At 63.8% G+C, this 22569-nt stretch carries 20 protein-coding genes and 1 pseudogene; 8 read left to right on the top strand and 13 right to left on the bottom strand.

What is annotated here, in order from left to right; genetic code table 11:
* Positions 1 to 8: 8 nt before the first annotated feature.
* The 3 genes and pseudogenes from Q0877_RS05450 to Q0877_RS05460 form a co-directional block, all read right to left on the bottom strand.
* Positions 9 to 134: pseudogene (locus Q0877_RS05450) on the bottom strand (DUF2243 domain-containing protein); the annotation flags it as partial.
* A gap of 61 nt (positions 135 to 195) precedes the next feature.
* On the bottom strand, positions 196 to 825 hold the full coding sequence (locus Q0877_RS05455) for a hypothetical protein (protein WP_299166327.1): 630 nt from the start codon (positions 823 to 825) through the stop codon (positions 196 to 198).
* 156 nt (positions 826 to 981) lie between these two features.
* Positions 982 to 1710 carry an ankyrin repeat domain-containing protein gene (locus tag Q0877_RS05460; RefSeq protein WP_299166328.1) on the bottom strand — a complete coding sequence of 243 codons (729 nt, stop codon included), beginning with the start codon at positions 1708 to 1710 and terminating at the stop codon, positions 982 to 984.
* A 384-nt stretch (positions 1711 to 2094) separates the two neighbouring features.
* Here Q0877_RS05460 and Q0877_RS05465 point away from each other — a divergent pair, with 384 nt between their 5' ends.
* Entirely contained in the window at positions 2095 to 2403 is a 309-nt protein-coding gene (locus tag Q0877_RS05465) for a hypothetical protein (RefSeq protein WP_299166329.1), read from the top strand.
* A 122-nt stretch (positions 2404 to 2525) separates the two neighbouring features.
* Here Q0877_RS05465 and Q0877_RS05470 read toward each other — a convergent pair whose 3' ends face one another.
* From Q0877_RS05470 to Q0877_RS05485, 4 genes are all read right to left on the bottom strand, one after another.
* Entirely contained in the window at positions 2526 to 4385 is a 1860-nt protein-coding gene (locus Q0877_RS05470) for a glycoside hydrolase family 13 protein (protein WP_299166330.1), read from the bottom strand.
* A 6-nt stretch (positions 4386 to 4391) separates the two neighbouring features.
* Entirely contained in the window at positions 4392 to 5327 is a 936-nt protein-coding gene (locus Q0877_RS05475) for a sugar ABC transporter permease (RefSeq protein WP_299166331.1), read from the bottom strand.
* Positions 5327 to 6922 (bottom strand): ABC transporter permease subunit, encoded by a 1596-nt coding sequence (locus tag Q0877_RS05480; RefSeq protein WP_277357433.1) that lies wholly within the window; start codon positions 6920 to 6922, stop codon positions 5327 to 5329. The genes Q0877_RS05475 and Q0877_RS05480 overlap by 1 nt, the downstream gene beginning before the upstream one ends.
* A 136-nt stretch (positions 6923 to 7058) precedes the next feature.
* A complete protein-coding gene (locus tag Q0877_RS05485; protein WP_277357432.1) occupies positions 7059 to 8354 on the bottom strand; it encodes a maltose ABC transporter substrate-binding protein in 1296 nt (431 codons plus the stop codon).
* Positions 8355 to 8635: 281 nt separating this feature from the next.
* Here Q0877_RS05485 and Q0877_RS05490 point away from each other — a divergent pair, with 281 nt between their 5' ends.
* On the top strand, positions 8636 to 10315 hold the full coding sequence (locus Q0877_RS05490) for a glycoside hydrolase family 13 protein (protein WP_299166334.1): 1680 nt from the start codon (positions 8636 to 8638) through the stop codon (positions 10313 to 10315).
* Positions 10316 to 10353: 38 nt separating this feature from the next.
* Positions 10354 to 11370, top strand: coding sequence for a LacI family DNA-binding transcriptional regulator (locus tag Q0877_RS05495; RefSeq protein ID WP_299166335.1), 1017 nt, complete (start codon positions 10354 to 10356; stop codon positions 11368 to 11370).
* Between the two features lie 118 nt (positions 11371 to 11488).
* On the opposite strand, the gene Q0877_RS05500 is transcribed toward Q0877_RS05495, so the two are convergent.
* From Q0877_RS05500 to ybaK, 4 genes are all read right to left on the bottom strand, one after another.
* Positions 11489 to 12601 (bottom strand): M14 family zinc carboxypeptidase, encoded by a 1113-nt coding sequence (locus Q0877_RS05500; protein WP_367182135.1) that lies wholly within the window; start codon positions 12599 to 12601, stop codon positions 11489 to 11491.
* Positions 12602 to 12646: 45 nt separating this feature from the next.
* Entirely contained in the window at positions 12647 to 14230 is a 1584-nt protein-coding gene (locus Q0877_RS05505; RefSeq protein ID WP_299166336.1) for a M23 family metallopeptidase, read from the bottom strand.
* Between the two features lie 299 nt (positions 14231 to 14529).
* Complete coding sequence (locus Q0877_RS05510) at positions 14530 to 15459, bottom strand: diacylglycerol kinase family protein (protein WP_299166337.1); 930 nt, start codon at positions 15457 to 15459, stop codon at positions 14530 to 14532.
* A gap of 56 nt (positions 15460 to 15515) precedes the next feature.
* Positions 15516 to 16007, bottom strand: a complete 492-nt coding sequence (ybaK, locus tag Q0877_RS05515; RefSeq protein ID WP_299166339.1) for a Cys-tRNA(Pro) deacylase — start codon at positions 16005 to 16007, stop codon at positions 15516 to 15518.
* A 123-nt stretch (positions 16008 to 16130) separates the two neighbouring features.
* Between ybaK and Q0877_RS05520 the strand changes: the two genes are divergently transcribed.
* Positions 16131 to 17438: a sodium:proton antiporter gene (locus Q0877_RS05520; RefSeq protein WP_299166340.1), complete on the top strand. Its 1308-nt coding sequence runs from the start codon at positions 16131 to 16133 to the stop codon at positions 17436 to 17438.
* Positions 17431 to 18156, top strand: a complete 726-nt coding sequence (locus tag Q0877_RS05525) for a DUF2071 domain-containing protein (protein WP_299166342.1) — start codon at positions 17431 to 17433, stop codon at positions 18154 to 18156. Before Q0877_RS05520 ends, Q0877_RS05525 begins: the two co-directional genes overlap by 8 nt.
* A gap of 6 nt (positions 18157 to 18162) precedes the next feature.
* Here the strand turns inward: Q0877_RS05525 and Q0877_RS05530 are convergent, their stop codons facing one another.
* Together Q0877_RS05530 and Q0877_RS05535 are read right to left on the bottom strand one after the other, a co-directional pair.
* Positions 18163 to 18441, bottom strand: coding sequence for an acylphosphatase (locus tag Q0877_RS05530; protein ID WP_299166343.1), 279 nt, complete (start codon positions 18439 to 18441; stop codon positions 18163 to 18165).
* Positions 18438 to 19133, bottom strand: coding sequence for an SDR family oxidoreductase (locus Q0877_RS05535; RefSeq protein ID WP_299166345.1), 696 nt, complete (start codon positions 19131 to 19133; stop codon positions 18438 to 18440). The genes Q0877_RS05530 and Q0877_RS05535 overlap by 4 nt, the downstream gene beginning before the upstream one ends.
* A gap of 165 nt (positions 19134 to 19298) precedes the next feature.
* Between Q0877_RS05535 and Q0877_RS05540 the strand changes: the two genes are divergently transcribed.
* The 3 genes from Q0877_RS05540 to Q0877_RS05550 all read left to right on the top strand — a co-directional run bounded on the left by Q0877_RS05540 (position 19299) and on the right by Q0877_RS05550 (position 22550).
* Positions 19299 to 20270: an aldo/keto reductase gene (locus tag Q0877_RS05540; RefSeq protein WP_299166346.1), complete on the top strand. Its 972-nt coding sequence runs from the start codon at positions 19299 to 19301 to the stop codon at positions 20268 to 20270.
* A gap of 7 nt (positions 20271 to 20277) precedes the next feature.
* A complete protein-coding gene (locus Q0877_RS05545) occupies positions 20278 to 21261 on the top strand; it encodes an SDR family oxidoreductase (RefSeq protein ID WP_299166347.1) in 984 nt (327 codons plus the stop codon).
* 95 nt (positions 21262 to 21356) lie between these two features.
* Positions 21357 to 22550: a TerC family protein gene (locus tag Q0877_RS05550; RefSeq protein ID WP_299166349.1), complete on the top strand. Its 1194-nt coding sequence runs from the start codon at positions 21357 to 21359 to the stop codon at positions 22548 to 22550.
* Positions 22551 to 22569 lie beyond the last annotated feature (19 nt).

Consider the following 22569-nt stretch of genomic DNA (forward strand, 5'->3'; position numbering starts at 1 on the left):
AAAAGTTAGTGAAAGATGAACAGATCGATGATCGACGCGGCGATTCCACAACCAAACAGGAATCCGGACAGCAGAAGCCGCCGGTCAGGAGGGGACAACTTTCCCGCTGCGGGAGTGGTCTCAGCAGTGGACATCGGGATCCTCTTCAGCCGGCCGTGCGTCCTTGCCCAATTGTGTCGGCCACGGCTGCCGGGATCAATGCTGAACCGGCGCAACACGTTGTAAGCGGCCGGTCCTTTCCCACATGAAGAAGCCTGCTGCTGCGACCGCAAGCTGGAATGGAATGGCAAGTAGAACGGCCGAAGTCTGCTCGTTGGCACCCAGCAATAACGCACTGCTCACCACGAGCAAGATGCCAACCCAGCGCGGAAGCACACCCGAGCGGAGGATGAAGATGCCGATCAAAACGAACCCGATAATGAGTGCCACCATGCCGACGACGACGAAATAGGGCATGCCGGTGAAGTCACCACCGAAGAACGCGGCCTGGATGATGACCGCTGCAAGCAGCACCAGGAAGCCGACGGCGGCGAATGCAAGGCCCGCATTCATGAGCTTGGGAGACTGACCGGATCGACGGGCAATCAGCGTCAGCCCGACGACGCCGATAAGCACTAGCAGCGCGGCAACTGCGCCGACGCCGGTGACAACACTTGAGGCTGCGCGCATCGACTGGGAGCCGCATTCACTTCCGACGCAGCCGCTCGGTTGGAGTGAGTGGAGGAAGATTGCCAACGCGCCGAGTAAACCGCCGGCCATCGCGGCAGGTCCGGCCACGCGCGTCAGCTGCCGGGACGAGGAGGTTCGAGGTGTATCCCAAGTCATGGACGACCGCCATCAAGTAAGGAGACCCAGGAGCAATGATGTTTCATCGTGGCGCGGCTTGCTGCCGGCGTCAAGGGTTGCGCGGATGGGATCCTGCTTTTGCTGCGTCACTACTTCACAGGCGCGCCCGTACGAGGTTGCGGCGCTGCCTGTCGTCTACTGTTCCATCGCTGTGCGCAGGATGGCAGCGATCTCTTGGAAGCCCAGGGAAGTGGCTTGCTGCAAGGGCGTCAGACCATCGCTCAGGGCCGGGAGCCTCACATCGGCGCCGCCATCGACGAGCAGCTGCACGGTCTCCACGTAGCGGGGTGAGCCATCGCCGAAGATAATCGACTCGTGCAGTGCGGTCCAGCCCGGGCGGTTGACGTGGTTTACATCCACGTCGGTCTCCAGCAACCTTCGCACCACGTCCGCGTGGCCACGCTCCGCGGCGCGGATCAGGGCGGTGCCGTTGAAACTGTCGAGCGCGTGGACGTCTGCACCGTTGCTCAAGGTCAGCTCCAGCAGCTCGAGGTAGCCCTCACTCGCTGCGATGAGGAAAGCGCTCTGTTGGGTTTCGTCCTCGTAATTGACGTCAGCGCCGGCGGCGATGAGCCTGCGAGCTTCGGCGACGTTGTTGTCCCAAGCCGCGCTGATCAGGTTCTGATTCAGCGTGATGAGTTCTTCGGGAGCGAGCGACTTGGAAGTAGCCGATGGGCTGCTCGGCGAGACCTCCGGAGCAGACTCCACGGCCAGCGGCGACGGGCTCGGTGCGCTCGACGGGCTCGGTGAACTCGCGGACACGGAAGGCGTCTGTTGCGTCGGGCCGGTCACCTCGCTGTTGTCGGTGCAGCCGGTCATCAGCAGCAGTACGGCCAGAACACCGCCCGGCACGGAGGCCCTCACTGGGAAGCCTGCCGCCGGGCTACCGAGGTGACATACCAGAACTTCATCGGGGCCATTCCCATGCCTGTGAGTATACCCGAGCCGTGAACTGACGACCGTGGGCCAGGCTTGATCCGCTCCGGCGCCCGTAGACCACATTGACGACGGCGACACTTTGCTCAAAGTATCAGGGCAGATCAGCGCCATAATGGTCAGATGGGCACGCAACGTCCAACGTCTCACCACCGACTGACCCGGCGGTCAGCGGCGATACTCACAGCCAGCGTGATCGGAGCGGGTATCGCCCTGACTGGGTGCAGTACATCAGTCCCCGGCGCTCCGCCCTGTATGCCGCCGCTCCATTCGGTGAGCCCGGCAACTGCGACAACTGGCGAAACGGTGACGGTGCAGGCTCAAGATGCTGAATGCGATCCCCGCTACGGCGACAGTGCCAGAATTCAGGTGATCGTCACCGACTCGGTCGGCAAGAAGGTCATTGACACAACCGCACCAATGAACGACGCCGGCGGCTTCAGCTTCTCCTTCGAAGTCCCCGAAGAGGCCGCCACAGGGAAAGCGGCAGTGGAGGCGTACCCGCACAACGTCGACTGGTGCGATGACACTGGCACGAACAATCGCGTGTCTGAGGCTGACCTGCCACTCATCCGGGCTTCCTGTGCAGCGCGGGTAGAACCGCTCACCATCACCCGTTGAGCGATCGCCGAGTTCCTTCGGGAGCAGTAACTCGAGTGACCTCACAGGAACTGCCCTTAGGTGCAGAACTGCCGGTTCGAATCGGCGATCCTGCACCTATGGGCCGTTTCTGTGCTGAGAGGTCAGGAAACGGGAACCGAAACCCCGGGCAGCAGCCACATCCGTACAGCGGGTCCCTCGCCGCGGAAAGCGACGGACTCAGCAGACCACTCCGCGGCGATGCTGCCCGTACTCCACAGCTCAACGACCTTGTCGGACAAACCGACACCAGCCAGGTGGAGGGGAAGCGAAACGCTCTCGAACGCGCCACGCGAAGCCACTACCAACACCGAACCGGACACGTGCTCACGGACATACACCAGCACATCGCCCTGCGCATACAACCACCGCAAACCGCCCTCAACCAGTGCCGGCACATCCTGACGCAACCGACCAAGGTGAGCAACGGCGTCGTACAGGTCCTGGTGCTCCGCAGACAGGGAATCCCACGGCATCGGAGTCCGCGAATCCTCACCGTTCACCCCCGGTAAGCCGAACTCGTCACCGGCAAACAGCGTAGGGATCCCCGGCATCGAAAACATGATGCCCAACCCGATCAACTGCCCACAGGGAATCATGACGGTTGAAGCACGGGCCGTGTCATGCGTGTTGAGCGCAATCATGTTCTGCGTCCGCACCTGCCAGGGAAACGCCGCCGCAAACACGGAATGCAGCTCTACGAACTGCTCCGCCGGAATCCGATTGGGGCCAGGCAGCGGGGTCCCGAAAAAGTTGACGGCAGACGAGCCAGCCAACCACTGCCATAACGGACGGGTGAAGTTCGAGTACGTCATGGCGCCGTGCCAGGTGTCGCCGTCGAAATCCTGGGCTGCATCGTTGGTGGACTCAGCAAGCAGCAGGGTGTCCGGATTGACTGATCGCATGGTGGAACGCACCGCCGAAGCCACCGCACGGTTCAGGTCCACATCGCCATGGCGGCCCGTCATGTTGGCCACATCGATCCGCCATCCGTCCAGGTTGAACGGCGGCTGCAGAAACCGCGCGACGACGGACGCCGGCCCGCTGACAAACCGGTCCCGCAGCGCGGGGGAGAGCCAGTTCAACTTGGGTAGGCTCGGCACACCGAACCACGCTGCGTAGTCCGAGCGGTCCTCGGAAAAGTAGTAGTAGCCGGACTCCTCCGAGGAAGGATCGGACGACGCCGTCCGGAACCACTCGTGCCCGTCTCCGGTGTGATTGGTGGTCAGGTCACCGATCACCTTCAGCCCGCGTGCGTGCGCTGCCTCAACCAGTCGGATCAGCGCCTCATCGCCACCGAGCAGCGGATCGACTCTAGTGAACGTCGATGCGTCATACCGGTGGTTGGAGCGGGCAGGAAAGAACGGGGTCAGATACACCACGGTCGCTCCAAGCGAAGCGATGTGGTCCAGCCGCTGCGTGATTCCATCCAGGTCACCGCCGTAGAACTGCTTCGGAGTCTCGACGCCGGTCGGCTGAACCGGCGTACCCCAGTCACAGGAAATGGCCCAATCCGGCACCTTCCGGGATGAAGCCGCTGCGGAACGCGCGAACCGGTCCGGGAAGATCTGGTAGATCACGCCGCTCCGCGCCCATGAAGGTGCAGGCTCATGGGTCACCATCCGGAAGTCGTGCACATCAGGCGTATCCCGGGTGAAGAACCCCTCGGCGTTCAGCCAGTGCCAGGATGAGCCCTCGGAAGCGCCAACCTCCAGCAGAAACCGGTACCGCGTCACAGGATTCACCAGCAGAACTGAGGCCTCCCACCAGTCCCACGCACCGTCCGTGCCGAGAAGGACCGCCTCGTCATAGTGTGGCTCCGCATCACGCAGCGACCGGACAAACACCCGCTCGACCGAACCGAACGCATGCGGCACCCGAAGACGGACCGGCACCGCAGCACCGAGATCGGGGGAGGACGGCACATACAGTGCCGATCCGTCGTGATGCGGAACCTGGAACATCGTTCCTTAGCCCTTGACCGATCCGGCCGCGAGCCCGTTCACGATGTACTTCTGCAGGTAAAGGAACAGCGCCATGACCGGCAGGGCAGCCAGCACAGCACCGGCGGCGAACACTCCCCAGTTCTCGGACCGTTGCTGACCCACGTAGGAGTACAGGCCAACGGCGAGGGTCTGGCTGTCCGGGTCATTGAGCACCACGCTGGCAATCACAAACTCACTGCTAAGACCGATAAACGCCAACAGCCCGACGACGGCCAGGATCGGCGTCACCAGCGGCAGGATGATCGTGAAAAATACCTGAACGTGGCTGGCGCCATCGATCCGCGCCGCCTCGTCCAGGGACGCCGGAATGGTGTTGAAGAACCCGTACATCAGGTAGGTATTCACACCGAGCGCGCCGCCGAGGTACACCATGATCAGCCCTAGCTGGCTGCCCAGTCCCAGCCACGGCACCACATCGGTGATGAAGTTCAGCAGCAGGAAAATTGCGACGACGGCAAGCAGCTGCGGAAACATCTGCAGTACCAGCAGGGACAGCAGGCTGACCCGGCGGCCCTTGAACCGCATGCGGCTGAATGCATAGGCGGCCAAAGCCCCGAGGAAGACCGTTGCCGCCGAGGTGACAACGCCGATCACCAGCGTGTTCATAAACCACTTGCCGAACGGGCGGTTGGGATTGCTGAACAGTTCCTCGAAGTTGCCGAAGTCAATCCGGCTGAAGAGCACGTTGGAACCGGCCATGGTGCCAGTGGAGTTCAGGGCAGCAGACAGAACGTACAGCAGCGGGAAGATCGCAAACGCCGTGGTGATGACCGCGACCACGTGCCGCCACCCCTTGTCACGGAACCACGCACCGAAGGACTGTTTGCGGCGTTCCGGCGGCGGCGTCGTCGTGCCGTGACTGGGCGTAGCGAGGAGCGGTGTGGGGGTTTCGGTAGCCATTAGTTGATCTCCTCGAGAGACTTTGTCTGCCGGAAGCTGATCACGGAGATCACGGCAACGATGAAGAAGATGATGATGGACAGCGCGCTTGCGAGGCCGTAGTCACGCCCCACGCCGCTGCCGAACGCAACCTCGTACACCATGGTGATCAGGATGTCCGTTGCGCCCACGTTGACCGTGGTGTCCGACAGCCGCGGGCCGCCGTCGGTAAGCATGTAGATCACGTTGAAGTTGTTGAAGTTGAACGCGAAGCTCGCAATGAGCAGCGGAGCAACCGAGACCAGCAGGAGCGGGAGCTTGATGGAGGTGAAGAGCTTCCACGGGCTGGCGCCGTCGAGCCGTGCGGCTTCGTTGACGTCCTCGGGCAGCGACTGCAGCGCACCGGTGCACACCAGGAACATGTAGGGGAATCCGAGCCACAGGTTCACCAGCAGCACGCTGAACTTCGCGAGCAATGGATCCGTGAGCCACGGGATGTTCGCGCCGCCGAAGAACGTGTTGTTGACGTAGCCGAATTCCGGATTGAGCAGACCGGACCAGACGAGGCCGGCAAGGAAGGCGGGAAACGCGTAGGGCAGGATCATCAGGATGCGGTAGATCTTCTTGCCGCGAAGGTTCGGGTGGTTGAAAGCGTTGGCCAGGAACAGGCCGAGCGCAAACGTGGACAGCACCGAGATCAGCGCAAAGGTGAACGTCCAGAGGGTCACCTGCAGGAGGGGTCCGCGGATGTCCTCATTGGAGAATGCCTTGACGAAGTTCGCAAAGCCGACGTCGATCTTCCAGCCGGTGTTGAGTTGCTGACCGTCCGCAGAGACAAAGGTTCCCTCGCCGGAGTCTGAGTAGACCGTTCCGGTTTCAGTGTCGGTGAAGGTGTCGGACGCGTCGTCGTAGACAAGGGTTGGGCTGAACACGTACGCAGTGGAGCCGTCGCTGGTGCGCAGGGTTCCGTCGTCGGGATCTTCAGAGAACGGGACGGTCAGCGCAAGGATCTCGGACTGGTTCGCGAGGATCTCGTCGAACTGCAGGGTGCGGTAGTCCTCGAGTTCGGTCGCCTTGCCGGTGCCGTCGGTGACGGCGTTGGAAACTTCTTCGAGCGGTTCTTCCGTGCTGCCGATGCTGATGTCGCCGTCGGGATCGGTGGTGAGGAAGTGGAAGTCGCCGCCCTGCTCAACGATGGTGACCCGGTAGGCGGGGGAGTCCGGTACCCGCTGCTGCGCCGCCAGCTGGATGGACGAGATGGCGTCTTCCTTGGTGCTGTTGTGGCCGTCACCGTAGTTGGTGAACGCAACGTAGCCGCTGAAGATCATGACGAACACCTGGAAGAGCAGGAGGAAGAAAATTCCCGGGGCCAGGTACTTGGCGGGCAGCCCGCCGCGCCGGAGGTAGATCCAGTTGATGAGTAGTGTGACCGCAGCGGCCAGCACCAGCACTATCCACTTTTCCTGCAGAAACAGGACAATCAGGACATAGACGGCAAACGCGTCAACGAGTCCCAGCAGAATGATCTTTGCGAGGAGACCGGCAACGGAATCTGAAGGGCGAAGGGTCCGGGACCGCTTCGTGGACTCGGCGGGGGAGGCAGTGGTGGTGGGCATGCGGCGGAGCTTTCGTTGAGGGCACTTCGGCGAAGCGGGCCGGGCAGGTGGAAGGCAATGAGGCAGGTATGCAGGTAAAGCGAAGCCGCTGTGGGCCGGGGTCTGTCCGGCCCACAACGGCTTTCAAAGGGTGTAGCTATCCGGCAGCGATCTTCTGCTCGATGTTCTTCACCATTGCCGGCCAGGCCTCTTCCGGCTTGACGGCGCCCTTGATGAGAGCGAGTTCGGTTGCGCCCCAGTCGGCCCAGACTGCCTGCATCTCGGGTACGGCGGGCATCGGAACGCCGTTGGCGCCGATTTCACCGAATGCGGCAACTACGGGATCTGACGCTGCCTTGTCGAAGGACGCGGTCAGTGCCGGGGGACGGCCGCCGACGCTGAACATCGCGTCCTGCGCCTCTTCGGTGGTCAGGTAGTTCACTGCAAACTCGTTGGCTGCGAGAGCGTTGGAGCTCTGCGAGGAGATGAAGAAGCCGTTGACGCCGATGAACGGCTGGGCGGGCTCATCACCCACGGTGGGCAGCGGATCGATGGCCAGGTTGATGCCGGCCTCCTGTGCAGCAGGAACGTTCCACGGGCCGGTCAGGTAGTAAGGGGACTCGCCGGCGAGGAACTTCTCCTTGGCGATGTCTCCGGTGATGTTGGAGTTCAGGACGCCGGAACCGGTGTCGCCCCACTCAACAAGCTTCTTCGCGAACTCAACGCCGTTGGGCTCACCGAGCATCAGCTTCGAGGGATCGTAGCTGCCGTCCTCGTTCTGAGCGAAGACAGGAACGCCCATCGAGGTCTGGAACGGGTACATGTGGTACGGATCCGCCTGCTTGGGATCGAGGCCAACCAGGAACGGGAACTCGGCTTCGCCGGCGTCAACCGCTGCCTGGCCCTTCTCGATGACCTGATCGAAGGTCTCGGAAGCCTCGGAGACCATATCGGTGTTGCGCAGCAGCGCGATGTTCTCGACTGCGTACGGCACGCCGTACAGGCTGCCCTCGTAAGACATGGCCTGGAGTGCGGACTCCTGGAACTCTCCAGCCTTGTCTCCCAGTTCGATGGGAGCAACAACGCCGTTCTCCACAAAGGTACCGATCCAGTCATGCGGGCCGACGATCAGGTCTGGTCCGTTGCCGGTAGGCACCTGGGTGATGAAGTCATCGCGTACCGCTGCGAAGTCCTTCACCGCAAGGTCGATCGAGATGCCGGTATCTTCCTTGAAGTCGGCGGCGATCTGCTCAAGTGCCGGAGCGCGCTCCGCGTCCACCCACATGGTCAGGGTGGTCGATCCGCCTTCAGCGAGGTCGGTTGGCGCAGCGGATTCTCCCGCGGCGGTGTCGGTGGATCCGCCACCGCAGGCAGTGACGGCCAGCATCGCGACGGACAAAGCCGCGGTGGCCAGCGTCCGGCGATTCAGGAGTCTGGTTGTTTGCACCTTCATTGGTGAACCTTTCTGTGGCGCCGCGAGGCAGCCGATACTGAGGGTTTGCGCTGCATGGCGCGGTTGTAAATGGAAGACCTGTTTGGTTGCGCCGAACACGTCGAATCCGAAACGGAACCAGTGAGGCACAACACATCGTAAGCGCTTACGGCCAGTCTGTACAACAACACGGCTGGGATCGCCCAGTTTCTGCGGAATACCGGCATTCGCAAGAGTGGGGGTAACTTCTCATTCATGTAAACGCTTCCATTTTCTCGGCAACCGGGGTTAGCATGTTCCTCATGCCCAACGCTGTTTGCCTGGCCCCTGCTGTGTCCGCGCAGTCTGTAGCGCCCGCTTTCCACGAACCCCTTCACACCGCTCACGACGACGACGCCTGGTGGCGCTCGTCCGTGATCTACCAGGTGTACCCGCGATCTTTTCGGGACCTGAACGGCGACGGCCAGGGGGACCTCGCCGGGATCACCGCCGAGCTGCACCAGCTGGCCGACCTCAGCATTGACGCGATCTGGATGTCGCCGTTCTACACCTCCCCGCAGCGCGACGGCGGCTACGACGTCGCCGATTACTGCGACGTCGACCCGATGTTCGGAACGCTCGACGACTTCGACGGGCTGACTGCCCGCGCAGCAGAGCTGGGCATCAAGGTGATCGTCGACCTCGTGCCCAACCATTGCTCCAGTGACCACCCGCTCTTCACAGCCGCCCTCGCAGCAGGTCCCGGTTCGGCTGAGCGGGCCATGTTCATCTTCCGCGACGGTTCCGGGGATGACGGCTCCAACCCGCCGAACAACTGGCAGTCCCACTTCGGTGGGTCGGCCTGGACGCGCACGCTGAACGACGACGGCACGCCCGGCCAGTGGTACCTCCACCTCTTCGATTCCTCCCAACCGGACTTCAACTGGGACAACCCCGCGGTCCACGCCGAGTTCGAGCGGATCCTGCGGTTCTGGCTGGACCGCAACGTCACCGGTTTCCGCGTTGACGTTGCGCACGCCCTGGTCAAGGCCGAGGGGCTCCCGGATTGGCACGGCCGCCCCGATGGCTGCTCCACCGACGGCTACCCGGGCCACGCTGCGCCGATGTTCGGCCAGAAAGAAATCCATGACATCTACCGCCGGTGGCGGTCAGTTCTTGCCGAGTACGACGGCGACCGCATCCTGTGTGCGGAAGCCAGCATCGATCCGCTGTCCCGTCTGGTCAACTGGGTCCGCCACGACCAGATGCACCAGGCCTTCAACTTCGCCTACCTGAACCACCCCTGGAATGCCGCTGAACTTCGCGGGATCATCACTGACTCATTGCAGGCGTTCGACAGCGTGAATGCACCAACCACCTGGGTCCTGAGCAACCACGATGTCACCCGGCACGCTACGCGGTTAGGCGAAAACAATCCGGAGGTCGGGCTCGACCGTGCACGGGCGGCGTCGTTGGCCATGCTGGCACTCCCCGGTGGCGTCTACCTCTACCAGGGTGAGGAACTCGGGCTACCGGACCACCTGGAGATTCCGGACGAGCAGCGCCAGGATCCGACGTTCATCCGCACGGGCGGAGAACGCGTAGGCCGGGACGGGTGCCGGGTTCCGCTGCCATGGCGGGCTGACGAGCCGCACTACGGGTTCGGCTCCACCAGCGGCGGATGGCTGCCCCAGCCGGAAGACTGGTACACCCTGGCGCGCGACGTCCAGCAGTCCGATCCAGATTCCACCCTCAACCTGTACCGTTCGGCGCTCGCACTTCGCAAACAGCTCCGTCTCGGTGCCGGCTCGCTGAGTTGGGCTGCGGATTACATGGACACGGACATCATCGCGTTTCTCAACAATGACGTCATGGTGATCATGAACATGGGAGAATCTGATGCCTATGTACCATCGGGCACGGTCATCGCAGGGAGTCACGCGGATGCCGGTGCAGAGGGCGTCCTGGCGCCGAACCGGTGCGTATGGATAAAACTCAACTAAGAGGACCGCGCCCGTCCTTTGCTCTGAGGGAGGGCACCGTGGTTGGCATCAAGGATGTTGCAGCGCTCGCCGGCGTCTCAACTGCCACGGTATCCCGTGCCCTCAGCGGCAATGGCCAGGTCTCCGAGCGAGCCCGGCTGAAGGTTCTTGAGGCTGCAAAGCAGCTGGACTTCGTGCCGTCCTTCTCGGCGTCGTCACTTGCCTCGGGCAGAAACCGCAATGTCGGCGTCGTCGTGCCGTCAGTCAACCGCTGGTACTTCTCCCAGATTGTGGACAGCGTCGCGGCGTCCCTCCTGGACGCCGGTTATGACCTGACGCTCTACAACGTCAGCGATGGCGCAGGGCACCGTGACCGGGTCTTCTCGGAGTTCCTGTTGCGTCAACGCTGTGACGGCGTCATCTCGGTTTCCCTGCAGTTGTCCGAAACCGAGCTTGGGCAGCTGCTGGCGGTCGGTAAGCCGATCGTCGGCATCGGCGGCCCGCTTCCCGGCGCCGACACCATCAGCGTCAACGAGTTCTCCATTGCGCAATTGGCCACCGAGCACCTGATCAGCCTGGGGCACCGCCGGATCGCCTACATTGGCGGCCCGGAGGACGCGGCGAAGGACTTCAACATCTCTGAAGGCCGGCGCCGCGGGTACGAGGTGGCCATGGAAGGTGCCGGTCTCGAAGTCATCCCGTCGTGGCTGGCTTACGCGGACTTCACCATCCCCGGCGGCTACGCCAGCGCCAAGCAGGTGCTCGGCTACCCCCGAAGCCGGCCTACCGCCGTCTTCTGTGCTTCAGACGAAATGGCGATCGGCACCATCGTTGCCGCACGCGAACTCGGTCTTCGGGTTCCGGACGCCCTTTCCGTGATCGGGATCGACGGTCACGACCTTGGCGAGGTGTTCGGCCTGACAACCATCGCGCAGTACCCGGCGTTGCAGGGAGCCCGGGCAGTGCAGCGGATGCTGCAGCTGTTCACCAGCCCTGCGGAGTCCGGTGAACGTTCCAACCATACCGCTCACACCGAGATGATCGTGCGCTCAAGCACTGCGGCCCCCGCGGAGTAGTTGGCAGGGAGCTCGGCCTGACTTCCGGCACGCAATCGAGCGGCCACAAATAACCCTTTCGGCGAAACCCGGGTTGTTTGTGGCCGCTCGATTAGCGGAGGTGGCAGTATTCGGTTGGTCAGAACGAGACCGGGATGAACCCTGCGTAATCGGTGCTGTAGCCCGCGACCGGAGCGTGCGGAATTTCTTCCCAGACCTCGGGGTCAACCTGCTGTACCTCATCCGTTGCCAGGCCGGACAGCAGCGACTTCATAGCAAGTACGTTCTGCTGAATGCTCTTGCCGCGGGCCTTCTGGCCGAGGCTGCCGTCGCTGGTGTTTCCTGAGGTCTCAAAGAACACCACAGGATTGGAGTGCCCGGTGGGATTCATGCCCTGGTAGTCGAGCCCGAGCATCATCGCGGAAACAACACCGCCCTTGATGTCGATTTCCAGGTTCCCGCCTACCTGATAGCGGTCCATGGTGATATAGCCGTACTTCGACAGCTCCTGGAAAACGAACCCGTGCATCTGCCGGGTCAGCAAGTCGTAGGCCCCACCTTGCAGCGTGGGCAGCGTGGGACCGCCGGGCGCCAGCGAAATTCCGAGGGAGAGGGTGACATCGTCACCGGTTCCGTACTGCTGCTTCAGGCCCTGGTGGTGGATATCGATTCCGTAATCCGGCTTGACCATCGTCCAGTATTCATAGAATGCAAGCGATTCATCCGCCTGGAACTTGTCCGCAACCCAATCCCGGTTGAGGTCGATACGCTGCTGCTGGCCGGCGTCGTTCAGGAGCGGCTCGCCGGTTGCGTCGTCATACAGGACGGTCTGACGGATGTTCAGCTCGCTGCCGTCCGGGTTGTACATCGGGATGAAGTGGATGGTGAACGCGTCACGGATTTGCTGGTACTCGGCGGAGCCGTTGGTACCCAGGTCCTTCAGGAGGGTAAGGATGGACTCGGCGCCGTAGGGTTCGTTGCCGTGGATGCGTCCCTGCACCCAGACATCCTCGGGTCCGTTCCCGACCGTGGCGACATACAGGTCGCGGCCCTGTTCACTCTTGTTGACGGCAGTACCCGCTTCTTCGAGGGTGAAGACGTCGACGGGGAAACGGCTGTTCTTTTCAAGCTTGGTGAGTTCGGTGATGGTGTCGTCATAGGTGAGGATGCTGGCGGTGTTCGTGTTTCCCTCGGTGGAAGGGAAGCTGCCGTTGGCCGCTGCGGGCGCACCGATAAGGAGAGGCGCTGCCAGAGCGGCGGTGCGGTGACCTCGACGGGCCGGAAACTATGGTGCGGACTACGGCCCGGTGGTTGGAACCGGGCCGGCTTCTCCGGCCGCCTCGGTCGACGTAATTTCAGGCGTCGGTGAGACGGCTGCCAAAGCGCAGAACTCTGCAGCCGTGATCGGCTCACCGGTAGTCGGGTGCAGCCTCGGCAGACCGGTCGCCGGGTCCAGAACAATGGCCTCGGGATTGATCGCGGGGTCGCACGCGGCCAGCGGATCGGTCACTGAGACGGTCGGGGGCACAGTTGGCACAGGCTCGGGCGGCGCCGGCTCAGTTGGCGCGGGCTCGGACGGTGCTGGGTCCGTCGGCGCCGGATCAGTGGGTGCGGGCTCGGTTGGTGCGGGCTCCGTCGGTGCCGGTGCCGGGTCCGTTGGCGCGGGCTCGGTTGGTGCCGGGTCCGTTGGTGCAGGCGGCGTTGGTGTTGGCGCCGGCTCGGTGGGTGCCGGGTCCGTTGGTGCCGGCTCGGTGGGCGCAGGCTCGGTAGGCGTCGGAGTGCCCGGCTCGGTCGATGGCGGGGAAGTTGGGCCAGGGGTGGCAGGCTTCGTCGTTGAAGGCGGCGTCGTCGGATCGGACGGCTTGGTCGGCTTCGTTGACGGGGTGCTCGCAACCGAAGTGCTTGGCGTGTCCGATGACTCCGTGGTCTTCTTGGTGCCCGAATACTTCGCGCTCAACGACGGCTTTCCACTGGACCGCGGTCCCTGGGCAGCGACTTCCGCATCCACACGGGCAGGTGACTTGAACGCGACCGGGTGAATCGGCTCGGCTGAGGCGAGGTAGGCAACCCAGGGGGTGTCGTCGTCGTTCCCGTTGCCCGTCCCGGGTGTGAAGTTCACCAGGCTCGGCATCTCAACGGGGCCGCTGCCCTCCAGCGGAATCAGCTTCCATTCCCCGGGATCGGTGTGCGCACCGTTGCGGATGGTTTCGAAGTGCAGGTGGCAGCCGGTGGACCAGCCGGTGGTGCCGACAGTGGCAATGACCTGACCGGCACCTACGCGGTCCCCGGCCTTGACTCCGATTCCCTCGAGGTGGTTGTAGGTGGTGACGAGGCCGTTGCCGTGGTCAAGTTCCACGCGGTTGCCGCCACCCCAGGGGTGCCAGCCGGCCGCACGCACCACGCCCGCATCCGCCGAGAAAACCCGGGTACCGCAGGGCGCTGCGAAGTCCTGACCGGAGTGGAACTCACCGTGCTCGCCCGTGATGGGGCTGGTGCGCAGGCCGAAGGGCGAACTGGGCGTCAGGAACTGCAGGGGCGAGATGAGCATGCCCTTGCCGGGACGTTCCATGGTGCTGAGGGACTCGACTGAAGCCTTGTCGGCGTCTGCCGTGGCACGTGAAGACTCCTGCGCGCCGGGAGCCACACTATCGGGAATGACGCTGCCTGGTACCAGCGAATCCGTGGTGCCGAACGCAGATGCCGCCTCGGGTGCCGCAAGCTGCTGTTCTCCCACAAACCCGGTGGCAGGCCCGATTGCATCGCTGAAGCTTCCGGTTCCCTGAGCGAGCACCGTACCGGTTACCCCCGCGCCGGAGGTCAACGGGGCGGATCCGGGATAGCCGAATGAGTAGATGACAGCGAGGGCAAGACAGACACTCATGCCAGACCGAACCGCACGCCGGCGGCCCCTTAGAACGGTGTGGCCGGATACTGGCCTGGCTTCAGTCACTGGTACTCCCCATTGTGTCTCCCCTATCGAAGGTCCGTTCCGACCGAACCCCCGGGGAGGAATCCGAACAATCAGCCTTCGCTAGGTGCCCGCAAGGGGCCTGTCATCGCTGGTGGCTGACAATCAGCCTACTGGGCCGATTGCCATGTAGATAGGGTGCTCCGTCTCTCTTGTGGAAACCTTGAGTGAATTCCGGAGTCGCTGTGGCAATCCCTCGGAATTGATGCGCATTACTGCGGTGCAATGACGTGCCAGGCATCGCGCAGCACGTCCCAGCGGCGGTGTGGAAAGGGTCCCCACAGCTCGCCGTCATTGCTGACCCGGAAGCCGTTGCCGTCAACGGCGGTGATCTCCACGGTTTCTCCGCGCCCGATCCTCACATCGCTGCGCCGCGCATGGTCCCCGTCCTTGAGGCCCAGCGCGTACCCCACCCGGGCAGCCCGCCCTACGGACTCCCACAGAACGACGTCGACCAACCCGTCATGTGGGTTGGCATCAGGAATGAGACGCGCACCTCCGCCAACGGTGCCGCCAAGGCCGAGGGCGGCCATCAGCAGGGGAGTGGACCCATCATGGAGCAGTTCACCGTCCACCCGGACGCTGAGGTTCAGCCCGGAGGAGCTGAAGCCGGCGGCGATTGCACCGAGCGGATACCCCAAATTTCCGGCCTTTACCTTCGACAGCTTCTTCTTCACCTCGGCACCCTTGGCGGCCGCGTCCGCACCGATCCCCACATGGACGGCATTGACGGCCACCCGGTCATCGCTGAGCAGCAGTTCCATCGGGCGTGCCGGCCGGGCCATCACACACTCGGCAGCCTGCAGTGGACTGAGCGGAATCTTCAGCGACCGGGCAAGGTCATTCCCGGTACCCACGGGAATGATGCCGATCGGCCCGATCGAGGCCAGCGTTCCCGCCTGATGCAGGCACTGGATCGCCGCATGGATGGAGCCGTCGCCGCCCAGCAGAACCAGTCGCCTGCCGTCCAGGCTTCCAAGTGCGGAGTCAAGCGCCTGCAGATCCTCTGTCCGCGCGAGTTCGAAGGTAGCCCCCCGTCTGGCTGTGGCTGACGCAAGGAAGGAGGCAACGGCGTCGACCGTGCGGCGGTTCGCGGTTCCGGCGGAGGCGTTGACGACCGCCAGTATGCCCTGACTGTGCACAGGTGCTCTCGTCTGCCGAAGGGATGGGACAACTGAAACCACAGTAGTACGGGCGGTCAACCGGAGGCGAGGGATGCCGTCGTACCGTCGGTTGCGCGCAGGAGGTCACCCGGCGCCAGCTCAATTTCCATTCCCCTGCGGCCGCCCGAGACGAGGATCGCCTCGAAAGCGAGCGCGGATTCGTCGAGCACCAGAGGGCTGTGGTGCCGCTGGGCCAGCGGCGAGATTCCGCCGACCACATAGCCGGTCCGACGCTCAGCTGCGGCCCGCTCCGCCATGGCAGCGCGTTTGCTTCCGCACGCGGCGCCCATCGCTTTCAGGTTCAGGGAGCTACTGACTGGGACGACGGCGACGGCCAGTCGGGTGCCGGTATCCACCATGAGCGTCTTGAAGATCCTTGCAGGGTCTACCTGCAGTTTCTCCGCAGCCTCCATTCCGTAGTGTTCGGCGGAAGGATCGTGCACATAGCTGAGGACGCGGTAGGGGATGCCCAGCCTGGTCAGCAGGACAGTGGCAGGGGTTCCGGTGGAAGCAGCGCGTCGTCCCATGGCTTCAGTCCCTGCGTCCGGTGTTCGAGATCGGAGACAAGTATCCCATCCCCGGCGGGAGCCGCCACGAAGAGCACTTACGCGAGTATCTTTAGGCAGTATCCGTGGCGAGAGGGAACCGACGTGCTCAAACTCTTTGAGGGACCGAGCATCATTTACACGGTTCTCGGGATCATCGTCTTCGCGGCAGCGCTGCTGCCCCGCCTGCTGCGGCGAGCGCCCGTCTCCATGCCCATGGTGTTTCTCGCCGCCGGGATTGTTTCCTTCGCCCTCCTTGACTATCTTCCGTCGCCGGACCCGGTGAAGTATGAGGTGGTCACCACGCATCTCACCGAGGTCTGCGTGATCATTTCCCTCATGGGCGCCGGCCTTGCGATCGACCGGCCGTTCGGCTGGCGTTCCTGGTCCACTACCTGGCGCATGCTGGCAATCGTCATGCCGCTCTGTATCGGAGTGTTTGCCCTTCTTGGTTACGTTTTCCTCGGCCTGGGACTGGCCAGCGCGATCCTGGTTGCGGCATCGCTCGCCCCGACAGATCCCGTGCTTGCCTCCGAAGTGCAGGTGGGGGAACCGGTCGACGATGAGGAGGGCATCGACCGGGAGGACGAGGTGCGCTTCGGGCTCACCAGCGAGGCCGGCCTCAATGACGGCCTCGCCTTCCCGTTCGTGTATCTGGCCATCACCTTGAGCCTCGCCGGTGCAGGGCCGGACGCCTGGCTTCCGCAGTGGTTCGCCGTGGATGTGCTGTGGCGCATCGGCGTCGGAGTGCTGCTCGGGTACGGCACCGGCAAGCTGCTCGGGCGACTCTTCTTCTCCTCGCGTGCGGACTCCTTCCGGCTATCCAACCACTCCGAGGGGTTCGTTGCGCTTGCCGCGACTTTCCTCGCGTACGGACTCGCTGAGACCTTCGAGGGCTACGGGTTCATCGCCGTGTTTGTCTGCGCGATCACCATCCGCGCGGCTGAACGTAGCCACGGCTACCACCGGGTGCTCCACAGCTACGTCGAACAGCTCGAGCGGCTGCTGTCGGTGTTCATCCTGGTGCTGCTGGGAGGGGCCATCGCCCGCGGCCTCCTGGACACGATCGGGTGGACCGACGTCATCCTCGCACTGGTGTTCCTGATCCTCGTCCGTCCGCTGGCCGGGTACCTCGGACTCCTCGGCGGGCAGGCCGGTGTCCGGGAAAAGGTTGCGCTCGCATTCTTCGGCGTCCGCGGAATTGGATGCCTTTACTACATCGGTTACGGACTGAGCAACGGCGATTTCGACGCCGAGGCCAACGAGGTCTGGGCCTTCGTTGGCCTGGTGGTGGCACTGTCCGTGCTCCTGCACGGCGTGACCGCAACGCCGGTCATGCTTGCCCTCGACCGTAGCCGGCGCCGCAAGGCCGCGATCGAGGGAGAGGGAGAGGCTCCGCGTACCCATGTCTGATTATTCCGCCGCTGTTTTCTGGCCGGAGCCGCCGCCCCTGCGCACGCCTGCCATCATGGACCAGTTCTGGGGCCATGCCGTCTTCCTCCACTGGCGCATCCCCACCGCCGCGGCGGCCCGCTTTCTGCCCGCCGGCACCGTTCCGGACGAGTACGACGGCGACTCCTGGGTTGGGCTCATCGGCTTCCGTATGCGCGGCGCAGGTTTTGGGCGCGGGATGCCGGTGCCGTACTTCGGCACGTTCACCGAGGTGAATGTGCGGCTCTACTCGCGGGACCGGGACGGCGTGCGCGGCGTCGTCTTCCTTGCCCTCGACGCATCCCGGCTGGCCGTGGTGCTGGGCGCCCGCGCGGCCGGCATCCCCTACGTCTGGTCCCGGTGCCGCGCCTGGCACGGCGAAGACGGCACAGGGTATTCAGTGGGCAGGTTCCGCGGTGCGTCGTCGTCGTTCTCGGTACTGCCCACCGGAAGCGTTGCCGCTGATCCGCTGTCCGTTCACCTGACCGCGCGGTTCGGCCTGCACTCGCGCTTCGCCGGCCGAACCCTCTACATTCCCAACACCCATTCGCCGTGGCCGCTTCAGGGCGCGGTGCTGCAGCACTGGGACGACTCCCTGGTACGCGCGGCCGGCCTGACCGTGGAGGGGCCCCCGGAATCAGTGCTCTATTCGCCGGGCGTGCAGACCCAATTCGGGCTGCCGCACGCGGTTGGAGGGTGACCGCCGCTAGTCGGTGACGAAACCGGTAAGTCCGCTGGCGCCGTCGTCGTGCAGGTCCGCGTCCACGTTCTCAACCCGCCCTGGAGTATTGCCGGAGTGCAGCCATTTCAGGAGTTGGTCAACGGACGACGACGGTCCGGCAGCGACAACCAGGACTGACCCGTCCGGCCGGTTGGTTGCCGAGCCGACCAGCCCCAGCTGTTCCGCCTGCTGGCGGGTCCGGTAGCGGAAGCCGACGCCCTGGACATCGCCGCTCACCGTGGCGACAAGGCGAACGGTGCTCATGCCATTCCCGAGGGGCGGATGTTCAGCGACTCCACGGCGGAATCGCGGGACGCGTCCACGGCAAGGCGGACGGCCTTGGCAACCTGGGCGGGCTGGATCCAGGCGCCGGGGGAGTAGTCCTTGCCTTCGTAGTCGTGCAGCTCGGCCTGCATGTTCGTTGCTACCCGGCCGGGGTGGATTGAGGATACCCGGACGCCGTTGGGCCGCTCCTCCTCGCGAAGGGCATCCGTGAGGGCACGGAGTGCGAACTTGGTGCCGCTGTACACGGCCGAGCCGGAGCCCGAGTTGTAACCGGACCCGGAGTTGATGGCGATGACCTGCCCGCGCGCCGCGCGAAGGGCCGGCAGCAGGAGCCGGGTCAGCTTTGCAACAGCGAAGACGTTGATCTCGAAGCTCGTCCGCCAGGCGTCGTCGTCGAGGTCAGCCACCGCGCCCATCCGCAGCACGCCGGCGGAGTGGACCAGCACATCCAGCCGCTCGATACCGGCGGCGTCCGTCTCCGTCACCTCGCGGACGTCCACCGTGAACGGCTCCGCCGACGGATACGACGACGCCAGTGCTTCCAGCACCGCCCGGTCCCTCCCGCCCAGCAAAAGGTGGTGGGTGGGCGCGAGCTCGTCGGCGATGGCGCGGCCGATGCCCCGGGAAGCGCCGGTAATCAGTGCCACGGGCAGCGAGGGGAGAGAAGTCATGGGAGAAATCCTAGGCGCCAGGAAACTTTTGTGCAGATCCGGCGGACCCGCCCGCGGGAGAAGTCACCGGACGTGCGCAACAGTTACCCACTAGCGCATGGCTCCCGGTCTTGGCAGGATGGAAAGCGGATTCCCGACCGCTCATCCTCGAGAGGACCCTTCCCGATGCAGTACACCCACCTCGGCCGCTCCGGCCTGTCCGTTTCCCGCTTGTGCCTCGGCACCATGAACTTCGGGCCCAAGACCACGGAGGCGGACTCGCACTCCATCATGGACTCGGCCCACGCCTCCGGGATCAACTTCTTCGACACTGCGAACGTCTATGGGTGGGGCGTCAACAAGGGCCGCACTGAAGCGATCGTGGGCCGATGGTTCGCGAAAGGCGGCGGGCGCCGCGAGAAGACGGTGCTGGCCACCAAGCTCTACGGCGACATGGACGAGTGGCCCAACAACGGGAAGCTGTCAGCACTCAATATCCGCCGCGCTCTCGACGCCAGCCTGAAGCGGCTCCAGACGGACTACATCGATCTCTACCAGTTCCACCACGTCGACCGGAACACACCGTGGGACGAAATCTGGCAGGCCATCGAGGTTGCCGTCCAGCAGGGCAAGATCCTGTATTCGGGCAGCAGCAACTTCGCCGGGTGGCACATCGCCCAGGCACAGGGGGCCGCTGCACGCCGCAACTACACCGGCCTCATCAGTGAGCAGTCCATCTACAACCTGCTCACCCGCACCGTGGAACTTGAGGTAATTCCCGCCGCCCAGGAATTCGGGCTCGGCATCATCCCCTGGTCGCCGCTGCACGGCGGGCTGCTGAGCGGCGTCCTGAAGAAGGAGAACGAGGGCGTCCGCCGCCTCGAGGGCCGCGCTGCCGACACACTCGAGAAGCACCGCGACCAGATCCAGCGCTACGAGGATCTCGCCGACAAACTGGGCCACTCACCGGCCGATCTCGGCCTCGCCTGGCTGCTGGCGCAGCCCGCCGTCACGGCGCCGATCATCGGCCCGCGCACCCAGGAACAGCTCGACGGCGGCCTCCGCGCCCTGGAAATCACGCTCGACGACGACACCCTGTCCGCGCTCGATGACATCTTCCCCGGCCACAAGACCGCTCCCGAGGACTACGCCTGGTGAGCGCCCAGTGAAAATCCTCTGCATCGGCGGCACCGGTGTCATCAGCACAGCGGTGGTGGACCGGGCGCTCGCTCACGGCTACTCGGTCACCATCCTGAACCGCGGCAGCAGCACCGAGCGCCCGGCGGCGTCGCGCGCGGAACTGGTTCAGGCGGATATCCGGAACCCGGAGGAAGTCCGGGCGGCGCTGGGTAACCGCACGTTCGACGTCGTCGTCGACTTCGTGGCCTTCACACCAGACCACGTAGCCACTGATATCGAACTGTTCACCGGACGCACCGGGCAGTACGTGTTCATCAGTAGCGCCTCGGCGTACCAGAAGCCGCCCGCGGCGCTCCCTATCCGGGAATCGACTCCGCTGCGCAATCCGTTCTGGCAGTACTCACGCGAGAAGATCGCCTGCGAGGAACTGCTGGTGGCGGAGTACCGGGAACGAGGGTTTCCCGTCACCATCGTGCGGCCATCACATACCTACGACCACACGAAGATCGCCATTGCCGGCGGCTGGACGGACATTGCGCGGATGCGGGCCGGCCGCCCGGTTCTGGTGCACGGTGACGGCACCTCCCTGTGGACGCTGACGCACAGTACTGACTTCGCCAAGGCGTTCGTCGGGTTGCTGGGACTTCCGCAGGCGATCGGAGACAGTTTCACTATCACCTCGGATGAGTTCCTGCCCTGGAACCGGATCTACGAGATCTTCGCGGAGGCAGCCGGAGCACCGCAACCCCAGCTGGTCCACGTGGCCTCGGAGACCATCGCCGCCCACCTTCCGGACCTCGGCCCCCAGCTCCTCGGCGACAAGTCGCATTCTGTGATCTTCGACAACACCAAGGTCAAGACACTGGTGCCGGACTTCGTCTGCACAACGCCCTTCTTTCTCGGTGCGCGGGAGATTCTTGCCTGGTATGACGCTGATCCCAGCCGCCAGCAGGTTGATTCCGAACTTGATGCAGGGTTCGACCGCATCATCGAGGCGGCTCAGTTCTAGCGTGCGGGGGTTCTACCTGTAGCTGAACTGCTTGCAGGCGCGCTGATTGTCGAACTACGGTGAACCAACAGCCCACTGCCGAGGAGATGTACAGCATGGAAGTGCCCACTATTGTCTGGATTCTGACCATTGCGGGAATTGTGGGACTGCTTCTCTTCGACTTCTTTTTTCACGTCCGCAAAGCCCACACGCCTACCCTGAAGGAAGCCAGCGTCTGGTCCGCCATCTACGTGGGCATTGCGCTGCTGTTCGGCGTGGGAGTGCTGATCTTCGCCGGCCCGCAGTACGGCACCGAGTATTTCGCCGGGTACATCACGGAAAAGGCGCTCTCGGTGGACAACCTGTTTGTCTTCCTGATCATCATGACCACCTTCAAGGTGCCGCGGGCGGACCAGCAGAAGGTGCTCCTGTTCGGCATCGTGTTCTCGCTGATCGCGCGGACCGGATTCATCTTCCTCGGCGCCGCCCTGATCAACTCCTTCGCCTGGGTCTTCTACATCTTCGGCCTGATCCTCCTGCTCACCGCGGGCAACATCCTCAAGCCCAAGAACGTGGAGGAAGAAGAAACCTTCATTGTGAGGATGGCCAGGAAATTCCTGCCGGCCACCGAGCATTACGACGGCGACAAACTCTTCACGATCGAGAACGGCAAGAAGGTCCTCACCCCGATGCTGCTGGTCATGGTGGCCATCGGCGCAACGGACATCCTCTTTGCCCTGGACTCCATCCCCGCAATCTTCGGCCTGACCCAGAGCGTCTTCATCGTCTTCACAGCCACGGCCTTCTCGCTGATGGGCCTGCGCCAGCTCTACTTCCTCATCGACGGACTGCTCGACCGGCTCATCTACCTCTCCTACGGGCTGGCGGCGATCCTCGGCCTCATCGGCGTGAAGCTGATCCTGCACGCGCTGCATGAGAACAACGTTCCGTTCATCAACGACGGTCAGCCGGTACCCGTTGTCGAAATCTCCACAGGGCTGTCGCTCAGCCTGATCGTCGGCGTGCTCATCGTCACGGTGCTGGCGTCCCTGCTCAGCCCCAAGGGCAAGGCAAAGAACCTCATCTCCGGTGCACGACGCCACGCGATCTACTACCTGGACCTCAACTACGAGACGGACATCAACGAGCGTGAGCGCATCTTCGACAAGATGTGCGCCGAAGAAAACATGCTCAAGAAGCAACCGGAGAAGTACAAGCGCTTCATCCGCAACGAGACCGAGTTCATGGCGCTCCTCAAGCGGGCGCACGAGGAACACGAGGCTGCGCTGGACCGGGAGCCGACGCGCTAAGCGCAGGTCCTGGAACTAT

It is taken from the genome of uncultured Arthrobacter sp. (assembly GCF_947495145.1).
Classification (GTDB): domain Bacteria; phylum Actinomycetota; class Actinomycetes; order Actinomycetales; family Micrococcaceae; genus Arthrobacter_D.

Coding starts and splice junctions, on each gene's coding strand:
- Q0877_RS05455 (WP_299166327.1), bottom strand. CDS start 825: ATGACTTGGGATACACCTCGAACCTCCTCGTCCCGGCAGCTGACGCGC.
- Q0877_RS05470 (WP_299166330.1), bottom strand. CDS start 4,385: ATGTTCCAGGTTCCGCATCACGACGGATCGGCACTGTATGTGCCGTCC.
- Q0877_RS05475 (WP_299166331.1), bottom strand. CDS start 5,327: ATGGCTACCGAAACCCCCACACCGCTCCTCGCTACGCCCAGTCACGGC.
- Q0877_RS05480 (WP_277357433.1), bottom strand. CDS start 6,922: ATGCCCACCACCACTGCCTCCCCCGCCGAGTCCACGAAGCGGTCCCGG.
- Q0877_RS05485 (WP_277357432.1), bottom strand. CDS start 8,354: ATGAAGGTGCAAACAACCAGACTCCTGAATCGCCGGACGCTGGCCACC.
- Q0877_RS05490 (WP_299166334.1), top strand. CDS start 8,636: ATGCCCAACGCTGTTTGCCTGGCCCCTGCTGTGTCCGCGCAGTCTGTA.
- Q0877_RS05505 (WP_299166336.1), bottom strand. CDS start 14,230: ATGAGTGTCTGTCTTGCCCTCGCTGTCATCTACTCATTCGGCTATCCC.
- ybaK (WP_299166339.1), bottom strand. CDS start 16,007: ATGGGACGACGCGCTGCTTCCACCGGAACCCCTGCCACTGTCCTGCTG.
- Q0877_RS05525 (WP_299166342.1), top strand. CDS start 17,431: ATGTCTGATTATTCCGCCGCTGTTTTCTGGCCGGAGCCGCCGCCCCTG.
- Q0877_RS05530 (WP_299166343.1), bottom strand. CDS start 18,441: ATGAGCACCGTTCGCCTTGTCGCCACGGTGAGCGGCGATGTCCAGGGC.
- Q0877_RS05535 (WP_299166345.1), bottom strand. CDS start 19,133: ATGACTTCTCTCCCCTCGCTGCCCGTGGCACTGATTACCGGCGCTTCC.
- Q0877_RS05540 (WP_299166346.1), top strand. CDS start 19,299: ATGCAGTACACCCACCTCGGCCGCTCCGGCCTGTCCGTTTCCCGCTTG.
- Q0877_RS05550 (WP_299166349.1), top strand. CDS start 21,357: ATGGAAGTGCCCACTATTGTCTGGATTCTGACCATTGCGGGAATTGTG.